Genomic DNA, 21,792 nt, shown 5'->3' with positions numbered 1-21,792 from the left:
GTCAGTCGAGCAGGCGGTGCAGGCGGGCGGCGACCGCGGCGTGCCGGGGGTCGTCCGTCGGCAGGGCGGCCTCGAGGGACTCGAAGATCTCCAGGTCCTCGGCGCCGGTCGTGGTCTGGGCGAACCGCCACAGTGTGTCGGCGTTGTGCGCGTCGAGGGCGGCGCGGCGGATGGTCGCGTCGAGCTCGTCCCGTTCGGCGCGCAGGGCCGGGGCGTCGGAGCGGGCGAGCAGCGGGCCGGCGTACAGGTCGAGGGCCTTCGGCAGGTCGCCGGTCCGGAGGGCCTGCTGTACTTCGGTCACATCGCCGGTGACGTCCGCGATGATCCGGTACGGCTTGGTGTCGAGGACGCCGCCGCCGAGCAGGTTCCGCAGCCGGTGCATCTCGGCGCGGACCGTCGTGGGGTTGCCCTCGTCGCCGTACAGCTGCAGCATCAACTGCTCCGCGGTGAGGCCGGTCGGCTGCAGTAACAACAGTGCGAGTACTTCGGCCCGCCGCAACGTCAGCGCGATCTCGCGACCGGCGACGACCGCGATCGGCTGGCCGGAGCCGAGCAGCTTCAACCGGAGGGACGGGCGGGAACGGCGGACCGGCGTACCGGGCATCCGGAGCAGGTAGCCCTCGGCGAGACGTTCGACGAGCCCTTCGCGGCCGTCGCCGAGGTCGATCCGGTCGGCGCCGTCCGGTACGACGAGCCGGTCCGGCAGCCATTCGAGCGGCTGTACGGCGAGCACCCGCCCGGTCGGGGTGAGCAACGCACCGGGCGCGTCGCCGAGCGCCATCAGGTGCCGCATGTTCCGGGCGCGCAGCATCTCGTCGGCGGCGGCCATCCGGACCTTCAGCTGTCCCTCGGCGAGCTGGGCCGCGGCGGTGACCAGCGCGACCATGGCGGGATGGACGGTACGCAACGGCCCGGAGACGTCGACGGCGCCGAGCAGTTTGCCGGTGTCGGGGTCGTGGACGGGCGCGGCGGCGCAGGTCCACTCGTGGATCCGGCGGACCAGGTGTTCCGCGGAGTGGATCTGGACCGGCTCGCCGACCGCGAGCGCCGTACCCATGCCGTTGGTGCCGATCTTGTCCTCGGACCACACCGCGCCCTCGGACAGCGCGATCCGGTCCGCGGTGCGCTTCACGTCGGCGGCGCCCTCGCGCCACAGGATCATGCCCTGCGCGTCGGTGACGATCATGATGTGCGACGCCTCGTCGGCGATCGTGGTCAGGGTCTGCCGGAGCACCGGGAGGACGGCGCGCAGTGGGTGGTTCGCGCGCAGCTCCTCGACCATCCGTTGTTCGAGGATCATCGGCGGCAGGTCGAGGTCCGGGTCGACCGCGGCGGCCAGCGAGCGTTCCCAGGAGGCCGCGACCAGCGGGCGCGGGTCGGTCGCGGGGCGGCTCCCGCCGAGCACGTCGTCGTACAGCCCGCTCAGCCGGCGGGCCTGCTCCGGTGCGTCCATCCGACCTCACTCCACGTTGCAACGTCCGTGCAACGTCACGCTCCCTAGGTTCGGTCCTACGCCACATCCGTTGGAGGACCTATGACGATCTTCGCAGCTCCCGGGCAGGATGGCAGCCCGGTCGCGTACAAATCGCGCTACGACCACTACATCGGCGGCGAATGGGTCCCGCCGGTCAAAGGCGGGTACTTCGAGAACCCGACCCCTGTCACCGGTCAGAACTTCACCGAGATCGCCCGCGGTACGGCGGCGGACGTCGAGGCCGCGCTGGACGCCGCGCACGGCGCCGCGCCGGGCTGGGGCCGGACCTCGCCGGCCGAGCGGGCGAACATCCTGAACAAGATCGCCGACCGGATCGAGGCCAACCTCGAACTGCTCGCGGTCGCCGAGACCTGGGACAACGGCAAGGCCGTCCGGGAGACCCTGGCCGCCGACCTGCCGCTGGCGGTCGACCACTTCCGGTACTTCGCCGGCGCGCTCCGGGCCCAGGAGGGTTCGGTGTCGGTGATCGACGACGACACGATCGCGTACCACTTCCACGAGCCGCTCGGCGTGGTCGCCCAGATCATCCCGTGGAACTTCCCGATCCTGATGGCGGTCTGGAAGCTGGCGCCCGCGCTCGCGGCCGGGAACGCCGTCGTACTCAAGCCCGCCGAGCAGACGCCGGCCTCCATCCACGTACTGATGGAGCTGATCGCGGACCTGCTGCCGCCGGGCGTGGTGAACGTCGTCAACGGGTTCGGCGTCGAGGCCGGCAAACCGCTTGCCTCCAGCAACAGAGTGGCCAAGGTCGCGTTCACTGGTGAGACCACGACCGGCCGGCTGATCATGCAGTACGCGTCCGAGAACATCATCCCGGTCACGCTCGAGCTCGGCGGCAAGAGCCCGAACGTGTTCTTCGCCGACGTCGCGTCCTCGCGGGACGACTTCTACGACAAGGCGCTCGAGGGCTTCACGATGTTCGCGCTGAACCAGGGCGAGGTCTGCACCTGCCCGTCGCGGGCGCTGATCCAGTCGTCGATCTACGACTCGTTCCTGGCCGACGCGACCGCGCGGACGCGGGCGGTCAAGCTCGGCAACCCGCTGGACACCGACACGATGATGGGCGCCCAGGCGAGCAACGACCAGTACGAGAAGATCCTCGCCTACATCGGGATCGGCAAGGAGGAAGGCGCCCGGGTGGTCACCGGCGGCGCGCCCGCCGAGCTCGGCGGCGACCTGGCCGGCGGATACTACATCCAGCCGACGATCTTCGAGGGCGACAACAAGATGCGGATCTTCCAGGAGGAGATCTTCGGCCCGGTCGTCTCGGTCACCCGGTTCGACGACTACGCCGACGCGATGAAGATCGCCAACGACACGCTGTACGGCCTCGGCGCGGGCGTGTGGTCGCGCGACATCAACACGGCGTACCGGGCCGGCCGCGAGATCCAGGCCGGGCGGGTGTGGACGAACAACTACCACGCGTACCCGGCGCACGCGGCGTTCGGCGGGTACAAGAACTCCGGCATCGGCCGGGAGAACCACAAGATGATGCTCGACCACTACCAGCAGACCAAGAACCTGCTGGTCAGCTACAGCCCGTCGAAGCTCGGGTTCTTCTGAGTCCATGGTCGACAAGGTGTTGCTCACCGACGAGGCGGCGCAGTGGTTGCGCCGCCTCACCGGGATGCACGGTCCGCTGATGTTCCACCAGTCCGGCGGGTGCTGCGACGGCAGTTCGCCGATGTGTTACCCGGACGGTGAGTTCAGAACGGGGGCCGCGGACGTGCATCTCGGTGACCTGGTCGTCGAGGGCGTGGACAAGCCGATCGGGTTCTGGATGTCCGCGAACCAGTACGAGTACTGGAAGCACACCCAGCTCACCGTCGACGTGGTGAAAGGCCGCGGCAGCGGATTCTCCGTGGAGGCCCCCGAGGGCGTCCGCTTCCTGATCCGCTCCCGCCTCTTCACCGACCGAGAGTCCGCGGAACTCGGACTCCTCTGAACGAGTGCCGCCCGTCCGGTGGCGTTGCCGGACGGCCGGCACTCTCAGGTCGTCGAGATCACCATTGGGTTGTCCGGGCGGATCGGGTAGGTGGTGCCGTCGACTGCGACTGCTTGCAGGTCGAGGTGGCCTGAGTGGCAGGTGAGTGTGAGACTGCCCGAGGAGTACGTGGCGGTGCCCCAGCCCGTGTTGGTGGTGAAGGGGAATCGCCAGCCGTCGTCGGCGCGGGCCAGGTCCAGCGGGGCGAACGTGATGGTCTTGGTGATCGCGTTGTAGCGGTAGCCGGTCAGGGCCTCCAGCACGGACCAGCCGGCGGCGTTGCGGATATAGTGGTCGCCGCACTCGATCGGGTTGAACGGGTTGCGGCGGGTGCCGTCGTACCGCGCCCACATCCCTTGCAGGATCGCCATGCCCTCGTCGGTGAGGCCTTCGTACAGGCAGTGCGCGGCGACCTGGTACTCCGAGCCGGTCCACACCTCGTCGCAGTACCGGGTGGGTACGTCGGGGCGCCCGCCGTGCGGCCAGGTGCACATCAGCAGGCCGGTGTCGTCCTCGTCGGCGAAGACGCGGTACGGGTGCTCGAAGTCGTGGAAGCCGGTGCGAAGGTTGTGCCGGACGACGTTGCGCAGCGCCGTACGCACGTGGTCCTCCGGGAGCAGGTAGCCGAGGTCGAGCTGATGTGCCCACCATTGGCCGATCAGCTGGTCGGCCAGGCAGCCGTCGCCCCACTGGAAGTCACGGGTCTCGTCCGGGTCCAGGATCTGCCGGTAGTACTCGCCGGTGAACAAGAGCTCGTCGTACGCCGTGCTGCCGGTCTCGAAGAGTGTGCGGTACTGCTTCGAGTCCTCGCCCAGCAGGAGCGCCATCTCCTCGGCGGCACGCAGCGCGGCCAGCCAGAGCGTGCCCATGAACGAGTTGACGCCACACAGGTCGATGTCGTGGGTGCTCGGCTGGATTCCCCGCAGTACGCCGTCGTGCAGCCACTTGCCGTGGATGTGGTCGAGCAGACGTACGACGTTCGGCCAGCGGTGGCGGAGCCAGTCGAGGCCGGCGCCCTGGCGCACCTCTCGGTACGTCTTGAGGACGTTGCCGAGCATGCCGTCGAGCGCGGGTTCCTCCGGTCCGCCGATGACCACGTCCCAGAGCTGCTTCATGTACAGCGGGGCGCGGACGCGGTGCGGGATGTAGCCCTCGGGCGCCTGCATGACGTCGTACTCCGTGTCGCGCATGTTCTGCTCGAGCGCCGGGAACAGGCGGGAGAGGGTCTGCTCGTAGTTCCAGACGTGGGTGCAGTTCAGCGGACACGATCCGCCGTACCGGCCGCCCCACATGACGGTGGAGGCGCCCAGGACACCTTCGAAGCCGAGGACGTCGCCTTGCGCGGTCTGGAAGACGGTTGGGCTGCGTACGTCGGCTGCGAGGGCCGCGAGTCGTGCGCCTGCCTCGCCGGGGAGAGTGCTGTTGTCGAAGGCCTCGGTCCAGGTGGTGGTGAGGTTCTGCTGCTCGTCCCAGTGGGCGATGAAGCGCTCAGCCGCGGCGACAGCGTCCGGCGTACGGCGGGTGTACGCGTTGCCGAGCCAGAAGCGGCTGTGGCCGTACTCCGGGTGCGGGCCGAACTGGTTGAAGTCGACATATCGGTTCGGGAAATGCCACGCGATCAGGAACCGGAACTGCTTGCTCTCACCAGGCTCCAGGTGGAACGGGACCGCCAGGCCGCCGTTCCAGGTGGTCCCAGGTGCGCTGGCGCCACTCGCGGGAGTGACCGGACCGTTGAGGAAGGCAACGAATTCTTCGGGTCGGGTCCATTGCGGATGGACGAATGCTTCGCCGTGAGCAGCAAGCACCGTTTGCCCAGCACCGGGATGGTCGAGGGGCAGGTCGCCGTTCTCGAGCACCAGGGAGGTCCAGCCGTTGGCCTGGCGGACGCGGTTGGTGTTGCCGCCGTACAGGCTGCAGGAGGTGCCGTCGACGGGGGTGACGCCGTCCCAGCCGACCGCGTTCTGAAGGGCGCCGGCGAGCTTGCCGTGGACCGGGATGGGACCAGGGTTGTGCAGCGTGAACGTGAACCCCACTACCGGCTGCGAACTTGCGTCGGCGTCACCCGGCACCAACGGGTTGAACACGTCCAGCGCCACCTCGACAGGTAGCTCGGTCTCGTACTCCACATGTGCCTGGGGGTACGTAGCAGTCACCTTGGTCGGACCGATCGGCTTGATGACGTCGTACAGGTGCTGCTCGCCGACAGGTACTACGTCGTCCGTAACCAACGGGGTGTTGGACGGCGCGGCAGGCGGTCCTTGGAACAGGCGTACCTCGTCCAGCGGCGGTTCCACGCGGGACAGGCGCAGGGCGAAGAAGCTGTTCGGTACGTGACCCTCGTGGTTGCCGAGGTTGTGCAGCTGCCACTGGCGCAGCGCACCGTTGCCGGCCAGCGCGACAGTGCCGGTGCCGAGACCTCCCAGCGGCAGTGCGAAGTGTCGAAGGGTGTCACCGGTGTAGTGCATGCTTCTCCGTCCATGTACCAGCAGAGGCGAACAACGCAACAGGTCCTGGGGCGAGCAGTAGCAGTGAAGCGGTAACCGAGGTACCGAGCAGCAGTGCGACAAAAGCAAGCGCCAGTACGCCGAGAGGCACCAGCGGCGCACGGGCTACCAGGTGGAGCGCGGTCAGCCACAACCGCTTGCCCCGAAGCCCAGCAGTCATCCGCAGGCTGAAGGCGTAGCAGGAGGCGAGTACTAACAGCACGCTCGCACACCCACTGAGCGCCAACGGCAGCAGGAAGCCCGGCCCGCTGTACAGCTCCCAATTCAACAACCCCACAGCCACCACAACCCCCGGCACCACCCCAACCCCCACCCCGGCAAGTGCGTGCCTCCTGATGTTCCTGAACAGTTCTGGGACACCACCGCGATCGTCTCGTACGACTGCATCCGTGGTCGCGACAACACCAGCCCAGACGGGACAGACGACGAATACACCCAGCAGGACAGTAAGCGGTGAGAGCCCAGGACTGAGAAGAACGACGAGAGCCGCACTGGTGCAGGTCAGGGCACCGGAGGCGGCCAGGAGGGGGAGTTCGTGCCAGAGGGCTTTGAAGGCGGCTGGGAGGTACGTCATGCGCGCAGTCCCGTGGTCGCGATCGACGCGATGAACGAGCGCTGGAAGATCAGGAACAGGACCAGGATCGGCAGCACCACCAACGTGATCGCCGCGAACAGTACGACGGCCGGACCGCCGCCGACCGCGCCCTGCAACGACACCAGCCCGACCGGCAGCGTCATCTTCTCCGGCGACGACAGGAAGATGTACGGCCAGAAGAAGTTGTTCCACGACGCCTCGAACACGAAGATCCCGAGCGCGGTCAAGCCGGGCCGGGCCAGCGGCAGGATCACCCGGAACAGGATCCAGAAGTGCCCGGCCCCGTCCATGATCGCCGCCTCGTCCAGCTCCCGCGGGATCGACGAGATGTACTGCCGCAGGAAGAAGATCCCGAACACGTTCACCAGCGCCGGCAGCCAGATCGCCACTGTGGTGTCCACCAGGTGCAGCCAGCGCATCATGATGAAGATCGGTACGACGGTCAGCTGCACCGGCACCACCAGCGCCGCGAGCAGCACCGAGAAGATCTGGTCCCGCCCCGGGAACCGCAGCCGGTTGAACGCGTACGCCGCCATCGCGCTCGTGAGCAACGCCCCGGCCGTCGTCAGCACCGCGATCTGCAGGCTGTTCCACGCCATCCGGGCGAACGGGATCAGCCCCGGCACCTGCTGGAAGTTCTGCACCGTCGGCGGATTCGGGATCCACTGCGGCGGCAGCTGGAACGCGTTGATCGGCTCCGACAGCGCGTTCACGATCAGCCACACCAGCGGCGCGATCATCACCAGCCCGCCGAGCACCAGCACGAGGTCGAGCAGCTTGCCCCTCACTGGTGCACCCACCGTCGGCTGAGCCGGAACTGCAGGCCGGTGACCACCATGATCACCACGAACAGCACGAGCGACAGCGCCGCGGCGTACCCGACCTCGAACGACTGGAAGCCCTTCTCATACGTGTACTGCACGATGCTCCGGGTCGCGCCGTCCGGGCCGCCCTGGGTCATGATCACCATCGGGTCGAAGATCTGGAACGCGCCGATGAACGTGATCACGGTGGCGAAGAAGATCGTCGGCGACATCACCGGCAGCGTCACGCTCCAGAACCGCCACCACGCGTTCGCGCCGTCCACCCGCGCGGCCTCGTGCAGCTGCGCCGGAACGGTCTGCAGCCCGGCGAGCAGGATGATGAACGTGTACCCGATCGTGTGCCACCAGTCGACCACGATCAGCGTCGGCAACGCCCAGGTCGGCGACGCCAGCCAGTTCGTCGTCGTGTGCAGGTAGTACGCCGCGATGCCGAACGTCGGATCCAGCACGTACTTCCAGATCAGCGCGACCGCCGCCCACGACACCAGGAACGGGAAGAAGTACGCCGTCCGGACGAAGTACTTCGTGCCGCGGGTCATCGTCCGGTGGACGCCGAGTGCGAGCAGCATCCCCAGGCCGATGTGCGTGACCACCGACGCCAGCGCGAACACGAACGTGTTGAGCACCGCGCGGATCGTCGTACCGTCACTCACCAACTGCTTGAAGTTGTCCAGCCCGGCGAACTTCGGCGTACTCAGCAGGTCCCAGTGGAACAGGCTCAGCCCGAACGCCGCGAGCAGGGGGACCGCGATGAAGACCAGGAAGAGCAGAACAGCCGGGCTGATGAACAGATAGCCCGGCAACCAGTCCCGTCTCACACCAGGCCCTCCAGCGCGGTCTGCGCCTTCCCGAGCGCGTCGGCCGGCGCGGCGTTGCCGGTCAGGACCTGCTTCCAGCCGTCCTCGATCGCCTTCTGGATCGCGGCGCCCTTGTCCGGCGACGGGATCGGCGTCGCGTAGCTGAGCGCCTCGTACAGGTACTGCGTCCCGGACGGCGCGTCCTCGAGGAACGACTGGCTGTTCGCGATCGACTTGCGGGCCGGGACGATCGTGCCGCCGAGCTGCGCGAACGTCGACGAGCCTTCCTTGGAGATCAGGAACTTGATGAACGTCCAGGCGTCGTCCTTCTTCTTCGACGCCTTCAGGATCGGGTACCCGTTCCAGCCGACCGGCGAGCCCTGCTGGACCTTGGTCGGCCACGGCACGATGCCCATCTTCTGGGTGGCCTTCAGGTTCCGGATGCTGATGATCGGCCAGCGCCCGCCGCCGAACATCGCCAGCTTGCCCTGCGCCGCGGCCGTGAACGCGTCGAACGTGCCACCGGGCGGCGGCGACAGCTTGTCCGCGACCAGTTTCCGGTTGAACTCGGCCGCCTCGATCGCCTTCGGGTCGTTGTACGTCGGCTTCGACCAGTCGTCGGTGAAGCTGCTGGTGCCGTTGGTGAGCAGCCACGGCATGATCGCGGCGAAGTACGCCGAGTCGGCGGCGTACCCGAACGCGCCGGTCTTCGCCTTGATCTGCTCGCACGCGTGCCGGAAGTCGTCCCACGTCCACTTCGCCGTCGGCTCCGGTACGCCGGCCTTCGCGAAGAGGTCCTTCGAGTACCACATGCACATCGTGTTGAACTCGCCCGGCAGGTAGTACGTCTTGCCGTCGGTCGAGGCGTACTTCTTGTCCCACTCGATCAGGTTCGGGTCCATGTCCGCGTAGTACTCGTCGATCGTCGACTGGTCCTTCTTGATGTAGTCGTCAAGCGGGGCGAGCAGGCCCTTGGACGCGAACAGGCGCTGGCCCTCGGTGGCGATCTGGATGACGTCCGGGACCTGGCCGCCGGCGATCCGGGTGGAGAGCTTGTTGAAGAAGTCGCCCCAGTTCGACAGCGGGATGCCCTCGGCCTTGAGCTTGATCTCCGGGTGCTGCTCGGAGAACTTCGCGAACAGCTTGTTCCAGGTCGCCTGCTGCTCCGCCGTACCCATGTAGACGAACGACAGCTCCTTGGACGACGACCCGCCGCCGCTCCCGCCACCGCCGCAGCCGGCCAGCGCGGCGGTCACCGCCGTACCGCCGGTGGCCTGAAGGAACCGTCGCCGACTCAGCAAAGCCATCAGTGCACTCCTCTAGGCGGGAAATCGATTTCTCGGCAGCATAGTCCCGACGGCCGAAACGGTGTCAAGACTCGGGCGCCAGGAAACTCAGGGGGAATCCTTCACCGCTCCAAGAACTGCTGGTAACCGCGTGATCACGCGGTAATTCCGGTCTGGCCGGGACATCTGTCACGGCTGTGCCCATGACGGATGTCAGTGGTCCAACCGCTGGCTTCCGGTGCGACCCCGGACGGACGATGCGAAGACCCCCAAATCACGCCGGCCTCCGCCCTCTGGCCGATCGGGACCGTCCGCGGAGGCCTGCCCAAACCTCGAGGAGTCCAGTTGAGGCAACGGATTCTCGTCTCCGCCCTGAGTGCGAGCGCGCTCGCCGTCGTCGGTCTGACCGCAGCCATGACGAGCGCGTCAGGTGCGGTCGGCGCCCCCACTCCCTACACGGCCGGCAAGCACGCAGCGAAGGTCTGCTCGGCGACGACAGCGGCTCACACGGCGGTCTGTGACGCGGTCAAACTGGTGGACGCCAAGGGCGCCGCACCCCGTTCCAGCACCCCACCGTCGACGGGCCTGACCCCGTCCGGCCTGCAGGACGCCTACAAGCTCACGGGCCTGAAGGCGAACGGCCGTACGGTCGCCATCGTCGACGCGTACGGCTACCCGAACCTGGAGCGCGACCTCGGCGTCTACCGCTCCCAGTTCGGGCTGTCGGCCTGTACGACGGCCAACGGCTGCCTGAAGGTGATCAACCAGACCGGCGGTACGTCGCTGCCGAAGTTCAACGTCGGCTGGGCCGGTGAGCAGGCACTCGACGTGGACGCGGTGTCGGCCGCGGCGCCGGACGCCAAGATCGTGGTCGTGCAGGCCAAGTCCGCGAGCTTCGCGGACCTCGGTGCGGCGGTGCAGACGGCGGCCAAGCAGCCCGGAGTCGTTGCCATCTCCAACAGTTACGGCGGCGGCGACGCGGACGACGCGACGTACGGCGCGTACTACAACCACCCGGGCATCGCGGTCACCGCGTCGACCGGTGACAACGGTTACCAGGGCGGCAGCTACCCGGCGTCCTCGGCGTACACCACGGCCGTCGGCGGTACGTCGTTGGTTGCCGCGAGCAACTCCCGGGGCTGGAGCGAGTCCGTGTGGAGCGGTGCCGGCTCGGGCTGCTCGACGTACAACACGGCACTGAGCGCGGCGTCGTCGTTCGACACCGGTTGCTCGAAGCGGGCGATGGCGGACGTGTCCGCGGCGGCCGACCCGGGCAAGGGCGGGATGGCGATCTACTACCCGACCAGCAGGACCGCGTCGACCTGGGCGCAGTTCGGCGGGACGAGTGAGGCGGCGCCGATCATCGCCGCGGTCTACGCGCTGTCCGGCAACACCACCGGCTACGCGAACGCGTTGCCGTACGGCCACGCGAGCTCGCTGTTCGACGTGACCAGCGGCAGCAACGGCAGTTGCCCGACGACCCAGTGGTGCAACGCGCGCACCGGCTGGGACGGCCCGACCGGCCTCGGTACGCCGAACGGCGCCGGCGCCTTCTGAGTCAACACAGGGAGCGACCGGGCGATTGCTACGTGCAATCGGCCGGTCGCTCCCAGTACTGTTCCCTGCACGAAGGACAACCCTCAACTCCGCGGCAATCCGGTGATTTCTCTTCCCCGGACGCCCCCACAGGCTTAAGGTCAGCCCCCGGGACGGGTCGTGGAGGGCGACCCGCTGATTCGAACTCCATGGAGATTTGCTGTGACCACATCACGCAGAGGGCGGGGGCTCCTGGCAGTCTCAGCCGTCTCCGCGGCCGCCATCGCGCTGGCCATGACCGCCGGTGGCGCGGACGCCGCGCAGAATTCCGGTGCCGAAGGCAAGAAGCCGGCACAAGCCGAGAAGCAGGCCGCCGGCAAGGAGCGGAAGGGCAACTTCGACGCCCGGACGCCGAACGCCAAGACCACCTACGCCCGGGCCGCCAAGGTCGAGGGCAAGGAGACCGCGGCGGCGAAGAAGTTCAGTGAGTCGCTCGGTGCCCAGGGCGTCGTCTCGGTCGACCCGAACACCGGCACCCCGGCCCAGGTCACCAAGCTGAACGGCTTCCTGACCGGCAAGAGCGGCAAGAAGGCCACCGACATCGCGCTCGGCTACGTGAAGGCGCACCCCGAGGTCTTCAAGCTGTCCGACGCCGACCTCGGCACGCTGCAGCTGCGCAAGGACTACGTCGACGACCTCGGCACCCACCACATCTTCTGGACCCAGGTCGTCGACGGCGTCGAGGTCTTCGGCAACGGCCTGAAGGCCAACGTCACCAAGAACGGCCAGCTGATCTCGGTGATGGGCTCGCCGGTCTCCGGCCTGACCGCGGCCGCGCAGTCCCGGTCCGCCGCGGCCGCGCCGACGGTCACCGCCGCTGGCGCCCGCAGCGCCGCCATCCAGGATGTCGGCGGGACCGCGAAGAGCGCGACCGCCAAGACCGCGGGCGGCGGCACCACCTGGAGCAACGGCGACACCGCCAAGCCGGTCTGGTTCCACACCGCCGACGGGCTCCGCAAGGGCTGGATGACCTACACCAACTCCGGTGGCAAGAACATCTACAGCCACGTCGTCGACGCGCAGACCGGTGCCACGCTGTACCGCAAGGACCTGGTCAGCGAGGGCAACGGCGACGCCCTGGTCCAGGACTACTACCCGGGCGCGCCGGTCGGTGGCACCCAGCGGGTCGAGAACCTGATCTACAACAAGTGGCTGCCGAAGAACGCGAAGACCCTCCTCGACGGTACGTCGGTCGCGGCCTGGGCGGACGTCAACGACGACAACCAGCCGAACGCCGGCGAGACGGTCAAGGTGCCCGGCACCAAGACCGGCGCCGAGTACAAGCTGACCACCTTCCAGAACGCGTCGTCGTTCTGCTCGGCCTCGTTCATCTGCACCTGGGACCCGGCGAAGCCGGACTCCTGGAAGGTGAACATGAACCAGGACGTCACCAACGCGTTCTACCTGGCCAGCAACTTCCACGACTGGCTGGCCAAGCCGCCGATCAGCTTCACCCCGGCGGCCGGCTCGTTCGACGCCGCGGGCGGCGACCCGGTGCACCTGAACGCGCTGGACGGCGCGGCCACCGGTGCCGACGGCGGCCCGGACGCGAACCACATCGACAACGCGAACATGTCGACCCCGCCGGACGGCACCTCGCCGACCATGCAGATGTACCTGTGGCACTCGCCGGGCGCCACCGACGCCCAGGACCCGTGGGTCCCGTCCAGCGGTGCGAACGACGCCAGCATCCTGTACCACGAGTACACCCACGGTCTGTCCAACCGCCTGGTCGTCGACGCCACCGGCAACTCGACGCTGAACAGCATCCAGGCCGGCTCGATGGGCGAGGCGTGGAGCGACTTCTACGCGATGGACTACCTGGTCTCGCACGGCCTGGAGAAGGACACCACCAAGCCGGGTGAGGTCCTCGAGGGCAGGTACGTCGCGCACGGCGACCTGTTCCGGACCCAGGCCATCGACTGCCGGGTGCACGCGGTCAGCCCGAACTGCATCCAGCCCGACGGCTCGAAGGGCGGTTACACGTACGCCGACTTCCCGACCATCGGCGGTTCGCCCGAGGTGCACGCGTCCGGCGAGGTCTGGGCACAGACCCTCTGGGACCTGCGTGAGCGCTTCGGCCGCGCGTACGCGATGAGCATCATCACCCGCGCGATGGAGCTGTCGCCGGCCGACCCGACGATGCTCGATATGCGCAACGCGATCGTCCAGGCCGACCTGGTGCAGAGCGGCGGCAAGAACGCCGACACCATCTGGACCGTGTTCGCCAACCGCGGCATGGGCTGGTACGCCGGTGTCGTCGACGGCGGCGACGCCTACCCGGCGGAGGACTTCCACAAGCCGCCGACAGGTGCCACCACGACGCTCAGCGGTACCGTGAAGGACAAGGACACCGGCGCTCCGGTGGCCGGCGCGCTGGTCTACATCGGCGGTCACTCGTCCGGCTACGCCGGCGACTACGCCGCAGCGACCGATGCCCAGGGCAACTACAGCATCAGCGGTGTGGCACCGGGCACGTACCCGAAGGTCGTCGTCTCGGCCCCAGGCTACGAGCTGATCGTCCAGTCGGTGAAGGTCGCCAAGGGCACCAACGCCGCCTTCACGCCGCGCCGCAACTGGGCGGCCTCGTCCGGCGGCGGCACGATCGCCGGCTTCAACGGTCCGGACTTCAGCTCCTCCGGCTGTGGCCCGACCGGAGCGATCGACAATGCCCAGGGCACCGGCTGGGGCAGCACCACCGGTGACGACAACGGCACGGCGACGAACACGATGATCGCCAAGCACATCGACATCAAGCTGCCGGCGAAGGTCAACATCAGCAACTTCAACGTCGACCCGTCGAACACCTGCGGCGACCCGGGCAGCTCGTCGACCGGCCAGTACAAGATCGAGACCTCGGTCGACGGCACCACCTGGGCGACGGCGGCGGCGGGTACCTTCGACGCCACCAACCGGGGCAAGTACAACCTGGTCGCCCCGACCGGCAACGCGACCGGCGTCCAGTACGTCCGCTTCTGGATGCTCAGCCCGCAGGTCCCGGACTTCCAGAACAACTGCCCGAACGGTGCGTTCGGCGGCTGCAAGTTCACCGACATGACCGAGATCCAGGTCTTCGGTACCAAGTAACACCCCCTCCCGCGAAGGCCGGCCGAGCATCCCGCTCGGCCGGCCTTCCGGCGTTTCAGGAGTGCTTCGGCGGTTTCGCCGGCGGCACGGTCTGGGCCCATTCGGCCCAGTCGGCGAGGGCGGAGTACAGCCGGATGCCGGCCTCGATCGTCACCCGCATCGACTGGGTCTGCTCGCTGTAGCCGAACTCGCCGCGGTCCTTGCGGGCGGCGTACTCGGTGTACTGCCCGGCGAGGTCGCGGTAGTACCGGGCCTCGGCCTCCAGGTGCTGCTGGAGCTCGTCGCGGTCCATCATCCAGAAGAACAGCGAGCGCAGCAGCGGCTGCAGCCGCATCGTGTGGTCGACGTCGACCTCGGTCAGCCAGCGTTTCACCTCGGCCACGCCGGCGTCGGTGATCCGGTACGCCTTCCGGCGCCGCGGGCCCTCGCTCTCGACCTCGACCAGCCCCTCGCCGGCCAGCTTGTTCAGCTCGGCGTAGATCTTCGGGTGCTGCGCCGGCCAGACCGACCCGAGCACCTCGGTGAACCGGCGCGCCAGGTCGTACCCACTGGCCGGACCCTCCGCCAGCAGCCCGAGCAGTCCGTGCCGCAGTGACATCGCTGCCTCCTTCTCTGACCGCCATCTTGACATGTCCCCACGGACATGTGCATGCTCGAATATGTCCCTAGGGACATGTCCTAGAGAACATCTCAAAGGAGTCGACATGAAGGCTGTGCTCGTCACAGGTTCGACCGGCGGCATCGGTACGGCGACGGTCGGGCTGCTGCGGAGCCGGGGATTCACTGTGTACGCCGGGGCGCGCGGGCCGGCCGGCTTCGGGCCGGAGGTCCGGGTGCTGCCGCTGGATGTGGCGGATCCGGAGAGCGTGGCCGCGGCGGCGAAGCGGGTCGCGGGCGAGGTCGACGGGCTGTGGGCGGTGGTCAACAACGCGGGCGTGATCGTGCAGGGTCCGCTGGAGCTGGTGCCGGCGGACGAGTGGCGGCGGCAGCTGGAGGTGAACACGATCGGGCCGGCCTCCGTCGTACGGGAATTCCTGCCGCTGCTGCGAGCGGGCGGCGGGCGGATCGTGAACGTGAGTGCGGCGACCGGGCGGGTCGCGATGCCGCTGATGGGCGCGCTGTCCGCGAGCAAGGCCGGGCTGGAGGCGCTGTCGAACGCGCTCCGGCTGGAGCTGGCGCCGTGGCGGATCCCGGTCGTGGTGATCGAGCCGGGGACCACCGAGACCGAGATCTTCCACCGCGCGGGCGCTGCCGCGGACGCCGCGTTGCAGCGTGCCGATCGGCAGCAGGTGGAGCTCTATCGCGCGCACCTCGAGGCGTACGCGAAGGCCATGAGCAGGTTCAAGCCCGGCCCGGTGGACAAGGTGGCCGAGGTGATCGTCCGCGCGGTGGAGGCCCGCCGACCCAAGCGCCGGTACGCCGTCGCCGAGGCCCGCACGCTCGGCGCGATCCTCCCGAAACTTCCCGCGGGGTTGAGAGATCGGGTACTCAGCAGTGCGGTCGGGCTGAACGGGATCACACCGTGAGCGGTGTCCGGATCCTGGACAATGGACTTTAAGTGTAGTGAATTAGTCTAGTTTCAACCGCATGGATCCTGTCGAGCAACGGCTACCGGGGCGGCCCGGCGACCGAGCCGCGCTCGATCAGGGTCGGCGTCAGCGTGGTCCGGCGGACGCGGCGGTTCGTGTCGACGGCGGACGTGACGCGCGAGACGACGTGGCCGACCAGGTCGTCGAGCGGCCAGTGGAACGTCGACAGCGGCGGCGTCAGCAACTGCGACATCGGCTGGTCGTCGTACCCGAGCAGCGACAGGTCGTCCGGGATGCACAGCCCGAGCTCGCGGCTCGCGGCATACACCCCGAAGGCCATCGAGTCCGCGAGCGCGAGGATGCCGGTCGGGCGGTCGGGGCCGGTGAGCAGCGTGCGGGCGACCTCGGTCGCGCCGGCCAGGTCGTGCGGGCACTGCAGCAGCCGGATCCGCAGCCCGAGGTCCTTCGCCACCCGCTGCGCGATCTCCTCGGCGGGGCGCTCCACCTCGAGGCGGCGGGTCGGGCTCAGTACGGCGATGTCGCGGTGGCCGGCGTCCGCGAGCCGGCGCAGCGCCGTACTGACGCCGGTCTCGTTGTCGAGGATCACCTCGGACTTCGCCTTCGCGCCGGGCAGCGCGTCGCCGATCGCGATCACCGGCACCTGCTGGGCGATCTCCGCCCAGGCCTTCGCCGCCGGGTCGATCGGCACCACGACGATCGCGTCAGCGCGGTGGTCGACCAGGTGCTGGGCGAGCTCGAGCTGCCGGTCGGCGTCGCCGGCCGAGTCGATGATCCAGGCGTTCCGGTCGGGGGCGAGCAGCTCGCGGCCGAGGGCGGCGGCGACGCGTTGCTGCCAGAGGTCCTCGAGCGACGCGCAGAGCACGCCGATCGAGCCGCTGCGGCCGGACGCGAGCGCACGGGCGACCGGATCGGCCTGGTAGCCGAGCCGCTCGGCGGCGTCCTGGACCCGCTGCCGGGTCTCGGGCGTGCCGTGCAGACCGCGCAGCGCGTACGACACGGCGGCCATCGAGAGACCGGTCTCGGCGGCGATGTCCTTGAGGGTCGGCCTCCGGCTCGTTCCGGACATGTCCATGACCCTAACCGGCGGCGTGGACAGAAACTTGACAGACACCACATTGAAGCGCTTCACTCTATTCATCCTGAAGCGCTTCAATCTGATCAAACCGGCGAGAGGAGAGCGTGATGATCGACGTTCACCAGCACCTCTGGCCGGAGGCTTTCGTGGACCGGCTGCGGGCGCGCCGCGAGCCGCCGTACCTGGACGGCTGGACGCTGCACACCGCGACCGAGGCGCCGTACGACGTGGATCCGGCGGCGCACGAGATCGGCAAGCGGGTCGCGCTCGAGCAGGACGCCGGTACGACGCTGGCCGCCGTGTCGCTGTCGAGCCCGCTCGGAGTGGAGGAGCTCGGTGACGCCGAGCTGCTCGCCGCGTGGCACGACGGAGCGGCCGAATTCCCGGAGCCGTTCCGCGCTTGGGCCTCCGTGGATCTACGCGAACCTGCTGGGCTGGAAGATCTTCTGAACAAGGGCTTCCTGGGGTTGCAGCTCCCGGCGCACGTGCTGACGACGCCGTCCGGGTGGGAGGCGCAGGCGGACGTGCTGCAAACGCTCGAGCAGCTGAACAAGCCGATCCTCGTCCATCCTGGTACGGCGGCCGCGGCTGAGACCGCCTGCTGGTGGGCGCCGGTCGTCGACTACACGACCCAGCTGCAGGCGGCGTGGTGGGCGTGGCACGCGTACGGCGGGCGTCGTACGCACCCGAAGCTCCGGCTCTGCTTCGCCGCTGCCGCCGGCCTCGCGCCGGTGCATCACGAACGGCTGACCGCCCGCGGTGGGCGGCTCGGCACGATCGACCCCAACCTGTACGTCGACACCTCGAGCTACGGCCCGCAGGGAATCGACGCGGTCGCGCGGGTGCTCGGTATCGACCAGGTCGTGCACGGCACGGACCGGCCGTACGCCGGCATCACCGACCTCCGCCAGGGCGCCGCCGCGACCGCGGTGATCCGCCACGACAACCCGCACCGGCTCCTGTTCGGTGCATCTCCTGAGAGGGGAGTGCAGTGACTGCTCAGCCAATCGACGTACCCAACGTCCCGGCGCGCCAGGCCAGCCGGCTCGTGGAGCTCAACAACTGTCTGTCGCTGGACGACCTTCCGGGCCGCGACCTGACGCCCGCGGAGCTGTCCGAGCTGGCCGCGTCGATCGCCGCGCAGCCGCACCTGTGGGAGGACCAGGTCGCGTACAGCGACGAGGAGCGGGTCTTCGCCTCGCTGCACCGGGACGCGAACGTCGACGTCTGGCTGATCTGCTGGACGCCCGTCAACGACACCGGCTGGCACGACCACGACGTCTCCTCCGGTGCGGTGGCCGTTGCCCGGGGCAAGCTCGTCGAGCACAACCTGGCGATCGGTACCGAGTCCGTCGAGACCGAGGTGGAGGCGGGTGACGTGTACGGCTTCGGCCCCGACCACATCCACCGGCTGACCGGCCTCGACAAGGGCAGCGTCACGGTGCACGCGTACAGCCCGCCGCTGTGGCGGATGGGCCAGTACTCGGTGAAGGACGGCGTACTCCGCCGGGTCTCGGTCTCGTACGCCGACGAGCTCCGCCCGATCGACTGACCCTCAGCTCAAGGCGCTGCCGATGAAGTCCGCGGTCAGCGCCTCGATCTTCCGTATGTCGGGGTCGCCGCGCAGCGGACCCTGTGTCGTCAGCACCGCCGTGCCGTGCACGATCGACCAGATCGGGTACTCGATGCCCGCGCGGCGGTGCGGGTCGAGGACTCCGGCCTCCACCAGTTCGTCGAGCGCGTCCCGGAGCAGCCCCAGCGGAGTGCGGTCCGCCCCCGCGTAGGCGTGCTGCCGCGGGACCGCGAACGCGGTCGCGAACAGCCCCGGCTCCTGGTGCGCGAATTCCAGGTACGCCGCCCCGATCGCGGCCAGCCGCCGCTGCGCCGCGTCCGGGTTCCCGCGCTTCCCGCGGACCCGCGCGATGCCCGCGACCATCCGCTCGGCCAGCTCGTTCATCGCCGCCGTACACACCTCGGCGAGCAGTTCGTCGCGGTCGGCGAAGTGCCGGTACGCCGCGTTCGGCACGACGCCGACGCTCCGGGTCGCCTCCCGCAGTACGACTGCTTCCGGCCCGCCCGCCCGCGCCAGTTCGATCCCGGCGGCGACCAGCCCGGCCCGTACGTCGCCCCGCGCCCGCCGTCGCCGCGGTGCCTCCGCCGGTTCGCTCACCGGCTCAGGATAACAAGGTGGACAGTGTCCACTTTTCCGACGTAATGTGGACACTGTCCACTAAATCGGGAGGGTTCGATGGGAACGGTGTGGGTCACGGCCGACGAGTGGTTCGCCGGCGGTCAGCGGATCGGGTACGACCCGGAGCACGCGCGGACGGACGCTGCCGCCGTACTGAAGGTCTTCGAGCGGGCGACGCCGGTGGCCGACGCCGACGCGGTCTGGCTGACGATGCTGCCGGGCTTCCCGGACGGGTCGTACGGCTGGGCGCAGGTGGATCACCTGCTGCCGTGCAGCCTCGGACCCCGGTTGTACGTCGAGCCGATCGGGCAGGGCGATTCGGACAAGCCTCGGCACTACCCGCATTCGACGGTCGGGCGCGCCGATCTCGTCGAGGCGTTGTGGCGGCACCACGGGGTACGCCGTACCGTCGTCGTCACGTTCGACTACAGCTCGCTGACGCTGCTGGAACTCCTGCGGCGTGACCTGGAGCCGACGATCGAGGCGGTCTTCATCGTGAACGGCGGGCTGTTCGCCGACGCGCACACGCATCCGTGGCAGGGCCCGCCGATGCTGCGGTCGCCGCTCGGGGTCCTCGGTGCGCGTGGGATCCAGCGATCGGTGGTGCCGTTCGTCAAGGGGTGGCAGCAGGCGCGGATGTACGCCCGGGACTACCGGCCCACCGAGGCCGAGCTCACCGAGCTGTGGTCCGCGCTGACGCGGCGGGACGGTGCGCGATTCCTCCATGACGGCGCGGGTTTCGTGCCGGAGCACCGCCGGAACGCGGACCGCTGGGACCTCGCGGCGATCGCCCGTTCGCTCGACGGATCGATCCCGTTGTACGTCGGCGGCAGTGCCGAGGATCCGTACGAGCACCGGCAGCTCGACGCGACCCGCGAACGGGTTCCTGAGGCGCGGATCGTCACGTTTCCCGGCGGCCACCTGACCACCGCCGAACACCCGGACCTGCTGGCGTCCGCGATCGCCGAGATCGCGTCGAGGCACGGTATGGGTAACGTCCCTTACCGGACTGGAACCGTCCAGCAGGACATCGAGAAGGCACTCGTTGCTGCGGGCAAGGATCTCGAGCGTATCGAGCCGGCCGAGCTGGCGATGCTGGAGGACTACCACACCGGCGGACGCCTCGCGACCGCCCAGCTCGTGGAGCTGGCAGAGCTGAAGCCGGACAGCGCGGTGCTCGACGCGGGCGCCGGCATCGGTGGTACGTCGCGCTACGTCGCCGACCGTTTCGGCTGTGCCGTGACCGCCGTCGACCTGTCGGACGAGTACTGCGAGACCGCGAAATGGCTCAACGGCCTCGTCGGCCTGGGCGACCGGATCGCCGTCCGCCGGGCCGACGTGACCGCGCTGCCGTTCGACGACACGTCGTACGACGTCGTGTTCAGCCAGCATGTCCAGATGAACGTGGCGGACAAGGACGCGCTGTACCGGGAGGCGGCGCGGGTCCTGAAACCTGGAGGCCGGATCGCGCTGTGGGATCTGGTCGTTGGCGACGGGCGGGACCTCGAGTACCCGTTGCCGTGGGCCGATTCCGCCGTACACAGCCATCTCAGTACGCCGAACGACCTGCGCGCGACGATCGAAGCGGCCGGCTTCACCGTCGAGCACTGGGAGGACCTGACCGAGCAGGTCGGAACGATCATGCGGTCGCTGCCGCCCAGCCCGCTCGGCCTGCAGGCGTTCGTCCCCAGCTTCCGCGAACGCGTCAAGCACCTCACCGAGGCCCTGGCCGACGGCCGGCTGCGAGCGATCCAGGCGCTGGCGCGACCGAAGATCTCTGACTAAGGTCAGAGAATGGCTGTCGTCTAGGTACGGCGGTTCAATCGCCTGGTGACGCAGCGCGTCGGCGCGTTGCAGGAGGACTACCTGGCGCGCGGACGGCCGCTCGGCGCGGACCGGGTCTTGTGGGAGATCGGAGCGGGCGGCTGTGATGTCCGGTCGCTGCGGGCTCGTCTCGACCTCGACTCCGGATACCTGAGCCGGTTGCTGCGGTCGCTCGAGCGCGCCGGGCTGGTGCGGGTCGAGCCCGGCGCGACCGACGCCCGGGTGCGGATGGCCCGGCTGACCGCGGAGGGTGCGGCTGAGTGGAAGGTGCTCGACGAGCGGTCGGACGAGCTGGCCGCGTCGATCCTGGAGCCGTTGAGCCGGGCGCAGCAGGAGCGGCTGGTGGCCGCGATGGACGAGGTCACGCGCCTGCTGACGGCCTCGATGGTGCGGGTCGAGGTGGTCGACCCGCGGCTGCCGGTCGCGCAGTACTGCCTGACCGAGTACTTCGCCGAACTCGGACGGCGGTTCGACGACGGGTTCGACCGCGGCCGGAGCATCTCGGCGGGCAACGACGAGCTGACGCCGCCGGCCGGGTTGTTGCTGGTGGCAACGTTGCGCTCGGAGCCGGCCGGCTGCGGTGCGCTCAAGCTGCACGGCCCGGAGCCGGCCGAGATCAAACGGATGTGGGTTTCACCGGAGGCCCGCGGGCTGGGCCTTGGTCGCCGGCTGCTGACCGAGCTCGAACACGCCGCCGCCGCGCACGGCGCCCCCGCCGTACGGCTGGAAACCAACCGCACCCTCACCGAGGCGATCGCGCTCTACCGCACCTCGGGCTACCAGGAGGTCGCACCCTTCAACGAGGAGCCCTACGCCCACCACTGGTTCCAAAAGCCCCTCAAGCTCTGAAGGTGGCCCGGGTTGGGGAGGATTTCTTCCCGGATGGGCAGGCGGGTTCAGGTGATTGTTGCAACGCCTGATTGTTGGAGGGTGTTGTGGCGGTGAAGCTGTCGGAGGAATGTCGGCGGGTGGTGCTGGATCTGC

At 69.0% G+C, this 21,792-nt stretch carries 18 protein-coding genes; 9 read left to right on the top strand and 9 right to left on the bottom strand.

Annotation, left to right across the window (positions count from 1 at the left end):
- Nucleotide 1 precedes the first annotated feature (1 nt).
- Nucleotides 2-1,453 (bottom strand): GAF domain-containing protein, encoded by a 1,452-nt coding sequence (locus ACFV9C_RS00090; protein WP_380189292.1) that lies wholly within the window; start codon nt 1,451-1,453, stop codon nt 2-4.
- An 81-nt stretch (nt 1,454-1,534) separates the two neighbouring features.
- On the opposite strand from ACFV9C_RS00090, the gene adh reads away from it, so the two are divergent.
- Together adh and ACFV9C_RS00080 are read left to right on the top strand one after the other, a co-directional pair.
- Nucleotides 1,535-3,058, top strand: coding sequence for an aldehyde dehydrogenase (adh, locus tag ACFV9C_RS00085; RefSeq protein ID WP_380189290.1), 1,524 nt, complete (start codon nt 1,535-1,537; stop codon nt 3,056-3,058).
- 4 nt (nt 3,059-3,062) lie between these two features.
- Nucleotides 3,063-3,440, top strand: a complete 378-nt coding sequence (locus ACFV9C_RS00080) for a DUF779 domain-containing protein (protein WP_380189288.1) — start codon at nt 3,063-3,065, stop codon at nt 3,438-3,440.
- Nucleotides 3,441-3,484: 44 nt separating this feature from the next.
- Here the strand turns inward: ACFV9C_RS00080 and ACFV9C_RS00075 are convergent, their stop codons facing one another.
- The 5 genes from ACFV9C_RS00075 to ACFV9C_RS00055 form a co-directional block, all read right to left on the bottom strand.
- Complete coding sequence (locus ACFV9C_RS00075; RefSeq protein ID WP_380189286.1) at nt 3,485-5,944, bottom strand: GH116 family glycosyl-hydrolase; 2,460 nt, start codon at nt 5,942-5,944, stop codon at nt 3,485-3,487.
- Nucleotides 5,928-6,260, bottom strand: a complete 333-nt coding sequence (locus ACFV9C_RS00070; protein ID WP_380189284.1) for a hypothetical protein — start codon at nt 6,258-6,260, stop codon at nt 5,928-5,930. Before ACFV9C_RS00070 ends, ACFV9C_RS00075 begins: the two co-directional genes overlap by 17 nt.
- A 293-nt stretch (nt 6,261-6,553) precedes the next feature.
- Nucleotides 6,554-7,366, bottom strand: coding sequence for a carbohydrate ABC transporter permease (locus tag ACFV9C_RS00065; RefSeq protein WP_380189282.1), 813 nt, complete (start codon nt 7,364-7,366; stop codon nt 6,554-6,556).
- Nucleotides 7,363-8,220 (bottom strand): carbohydrate ABC transporter permease, encoded by an 858-nt coding sequence (locus ACFV9C_RS00060; RefSeq protein WP_380189280.1) that lies wholly within the window; start codon nt 8,218-8,220, stop codon nt 7,363-7,365. Before ACFV9C_RS00060 ends, ACFV9C_RS00065 begins: the two co-directional genes overlap by 4 nt.
- A complete protein-coding gene (locus ACFV9C_RS00055) occupies nt 8,217-9,506 on the bottom strand; it encodes an ABC transporter substrate-binding protein (RefSeq protein WP_380189278.1) in 1,290 nt (429 codons plus the stop codon). Before ACFV9C_RS00055 ends, ACFV9C_RS00060 begins: the two co-directional genes overlap by 4 nt.
- 324 nt (nt 9,507-9,830) lie before the next feature.
- On the opposite strand from ACFV9C_RS00055, the gene ACFV9C_RS00050 reads away from it, so the two are divergent.
- Nucleotides 9,831-11,042: a hypothetical protein gene (locus ACFV9C_RS00050; protein ID WP_380189276.1), complete on the top strand. Its 1,212-nt coding sequence runs from the start codon at nt 9,831-9,833 to the stop codon at nt 11,040-11,042.
- Nucleotides 11,043-11,243: 201 nt separating this feature from the next.
- Complete coding sequence (locus ACFV9C_RS00045) at nt 11,244-14,168, top strand: M36 family metallopeptidase (RefSeq protein ID WP_380189274.1); 2,925 nt, start codon at nt 11,244-11,246, stop codon at nt 14,166-14,168.
- A gap of 55 nt (nt 14,169-14,223) precedes the next feature.
- Here the strand turns inward: ACFV9C_RS00045 and ACFV9C_RS00040 are convergent, their stop codons facing one another.
- The gene (locus ACFV9C_RS00040) at nt 14,224-14,766 is read right to left on the bottom strand and encodes a helix-turn-helix transcriptional regulator (protein ID WP_380189272.1); all 543 of its coding nucleotides are present in this window, start codon (nt 14,764-14,766) and stop codon (nt 14,224-14,226) included.
- Nucleotides 14,767-14,872: 106 nt separating this feature from the next.
- On the opposite strand from ACFV9C_RS00040, the gene ACFV9C_RS00035 reads away from it, so the two are divergent.
- Nucleotides 14,873-15,694 carry an SDR family oxidoreductase gene (locus ACFV9C_RS00035; protein WP_380189270.1) on the top strand — a complete coding sequence of 274 codons (822 nt, stop codon included), beginning with the start codon at nt 14,873-14,875 and terminating at the stop codon, nt 15,692-15,694.
- An 82-nt stretch (nt 15,695-15,776) separates the two neighbouring features.
- Here ACFV9C_RS00035 and ACFV9C_RS00030 read toward each other — a convergent pair whose 3' ends face one another.
- Nucleotides 15,777-16,784 carry a LacI family DNA-binding transcriptional regulator gene (locus ACFV9C_RS00030; protein WP_380189268.1) on the bottom strand — a complete coding sequence of 336 codons (1,008 nt, stop codon included), beginning with the start codon at nt 16,782-16,784 and terminating at the stop codon, nt 15,777-15,779.
- 116 nt (nt 16,785-16,900) lie between these two features.
- Here ACFV9C_RS00030 and ACFV9C_RS00025 point away from each other — a divergent pair, with 116 nt between their 5' ends.
- Both ACFV9C_RS00025 and ACFV9C_RS00020 read left to right on the top strand, forming a co-directional pair.
- Complete coding sequence (locus tag ACFV9C_RS00025) at nt 16,901-17,788, top strand: amidohydrolase family protein (protein WP_380189266.1); 888 nt, start codon at nt 16,901-16,903, stop codon at nt 17,786-17,788.
- Complete coding sequence (locus ACFV9C_RS00020; protein ID WP_380189264.1) at nt 17,785-18,345, top strand: cysteine dioxygenase; 561 nt, start codon at nt 17,785-17,787, stop codon at nt 18,343-18,345. Before ACFV9C_RS00025 ends, ACFV9C_RS00020 begins: the two co-directional genes overlap by 4 nt.
- A 3-nt stretch (nt 18,346-18,348) precedes the next feature.
- Here ACFV9C_RS00020 and ACFV9C_RS00015 read toward each other — a convergent pair whose 3' ends face one another.
- On the bottom strand, nt 18,349-18,963 hold the full coding sequence (locus ACFV9C_RS00015; protein WP_380189262.1) for a TetR/AcrR family transcriptional regulator: 615 nt from the start codon (nt 18,961-18,963) through the stop codon (nt 18,349-18,351).
- Nucleotides 18,964-19,041: 78 nt separating this feature from the next.
- On the opposite strand from ACFV9C_RS00015, the gene ACFV9C_RS00010 reads away from it, so the two are divergent.
- Both ACFV9C_RS00010 and ACFV9C_RS00005 read left to right on the top strand, forming a co-directional pair.
- On the top strand, nt 19,042-20,769 hold the full coding sequence (locus ACFV9C_RS00010; RefSeq protein WP_380189260.1) for a methyltransferase domain-containing protein: 1,728 nt from the start codon (nt 19,042-19,044) through the stop codon (nt 20,767-20,769).
- Nucleotides 20,770-20,814: 45 nt separating this feature from the next.
- A complete protein-coding gene (locus ACFV9C_RS00005) occupies nt 20,815-21,657 on the top strand; it encodes a GNAT family N-acetyltransferase (protein ID WP_380189258.1) in 843 nt (280 codons plus the stop codon).
- Nucleotides 21,658-21,792: the final 135 nt, after the last annotated feature.

Origin of the sequence: Kribbella sp. NPDC059898, assembly GCF_042730855.1 — a bacterium.
Lineage (GTDB): Bacteria > Actinomycetota > Actinomycetes > Propionibacteriales > Kribbellaceae > Kribbella.
The sequence above is the reverse complement of the archived record's forward strand: the minus strand, read 5'-3'. Positions and strand labels throughout refer to the sequence as shown.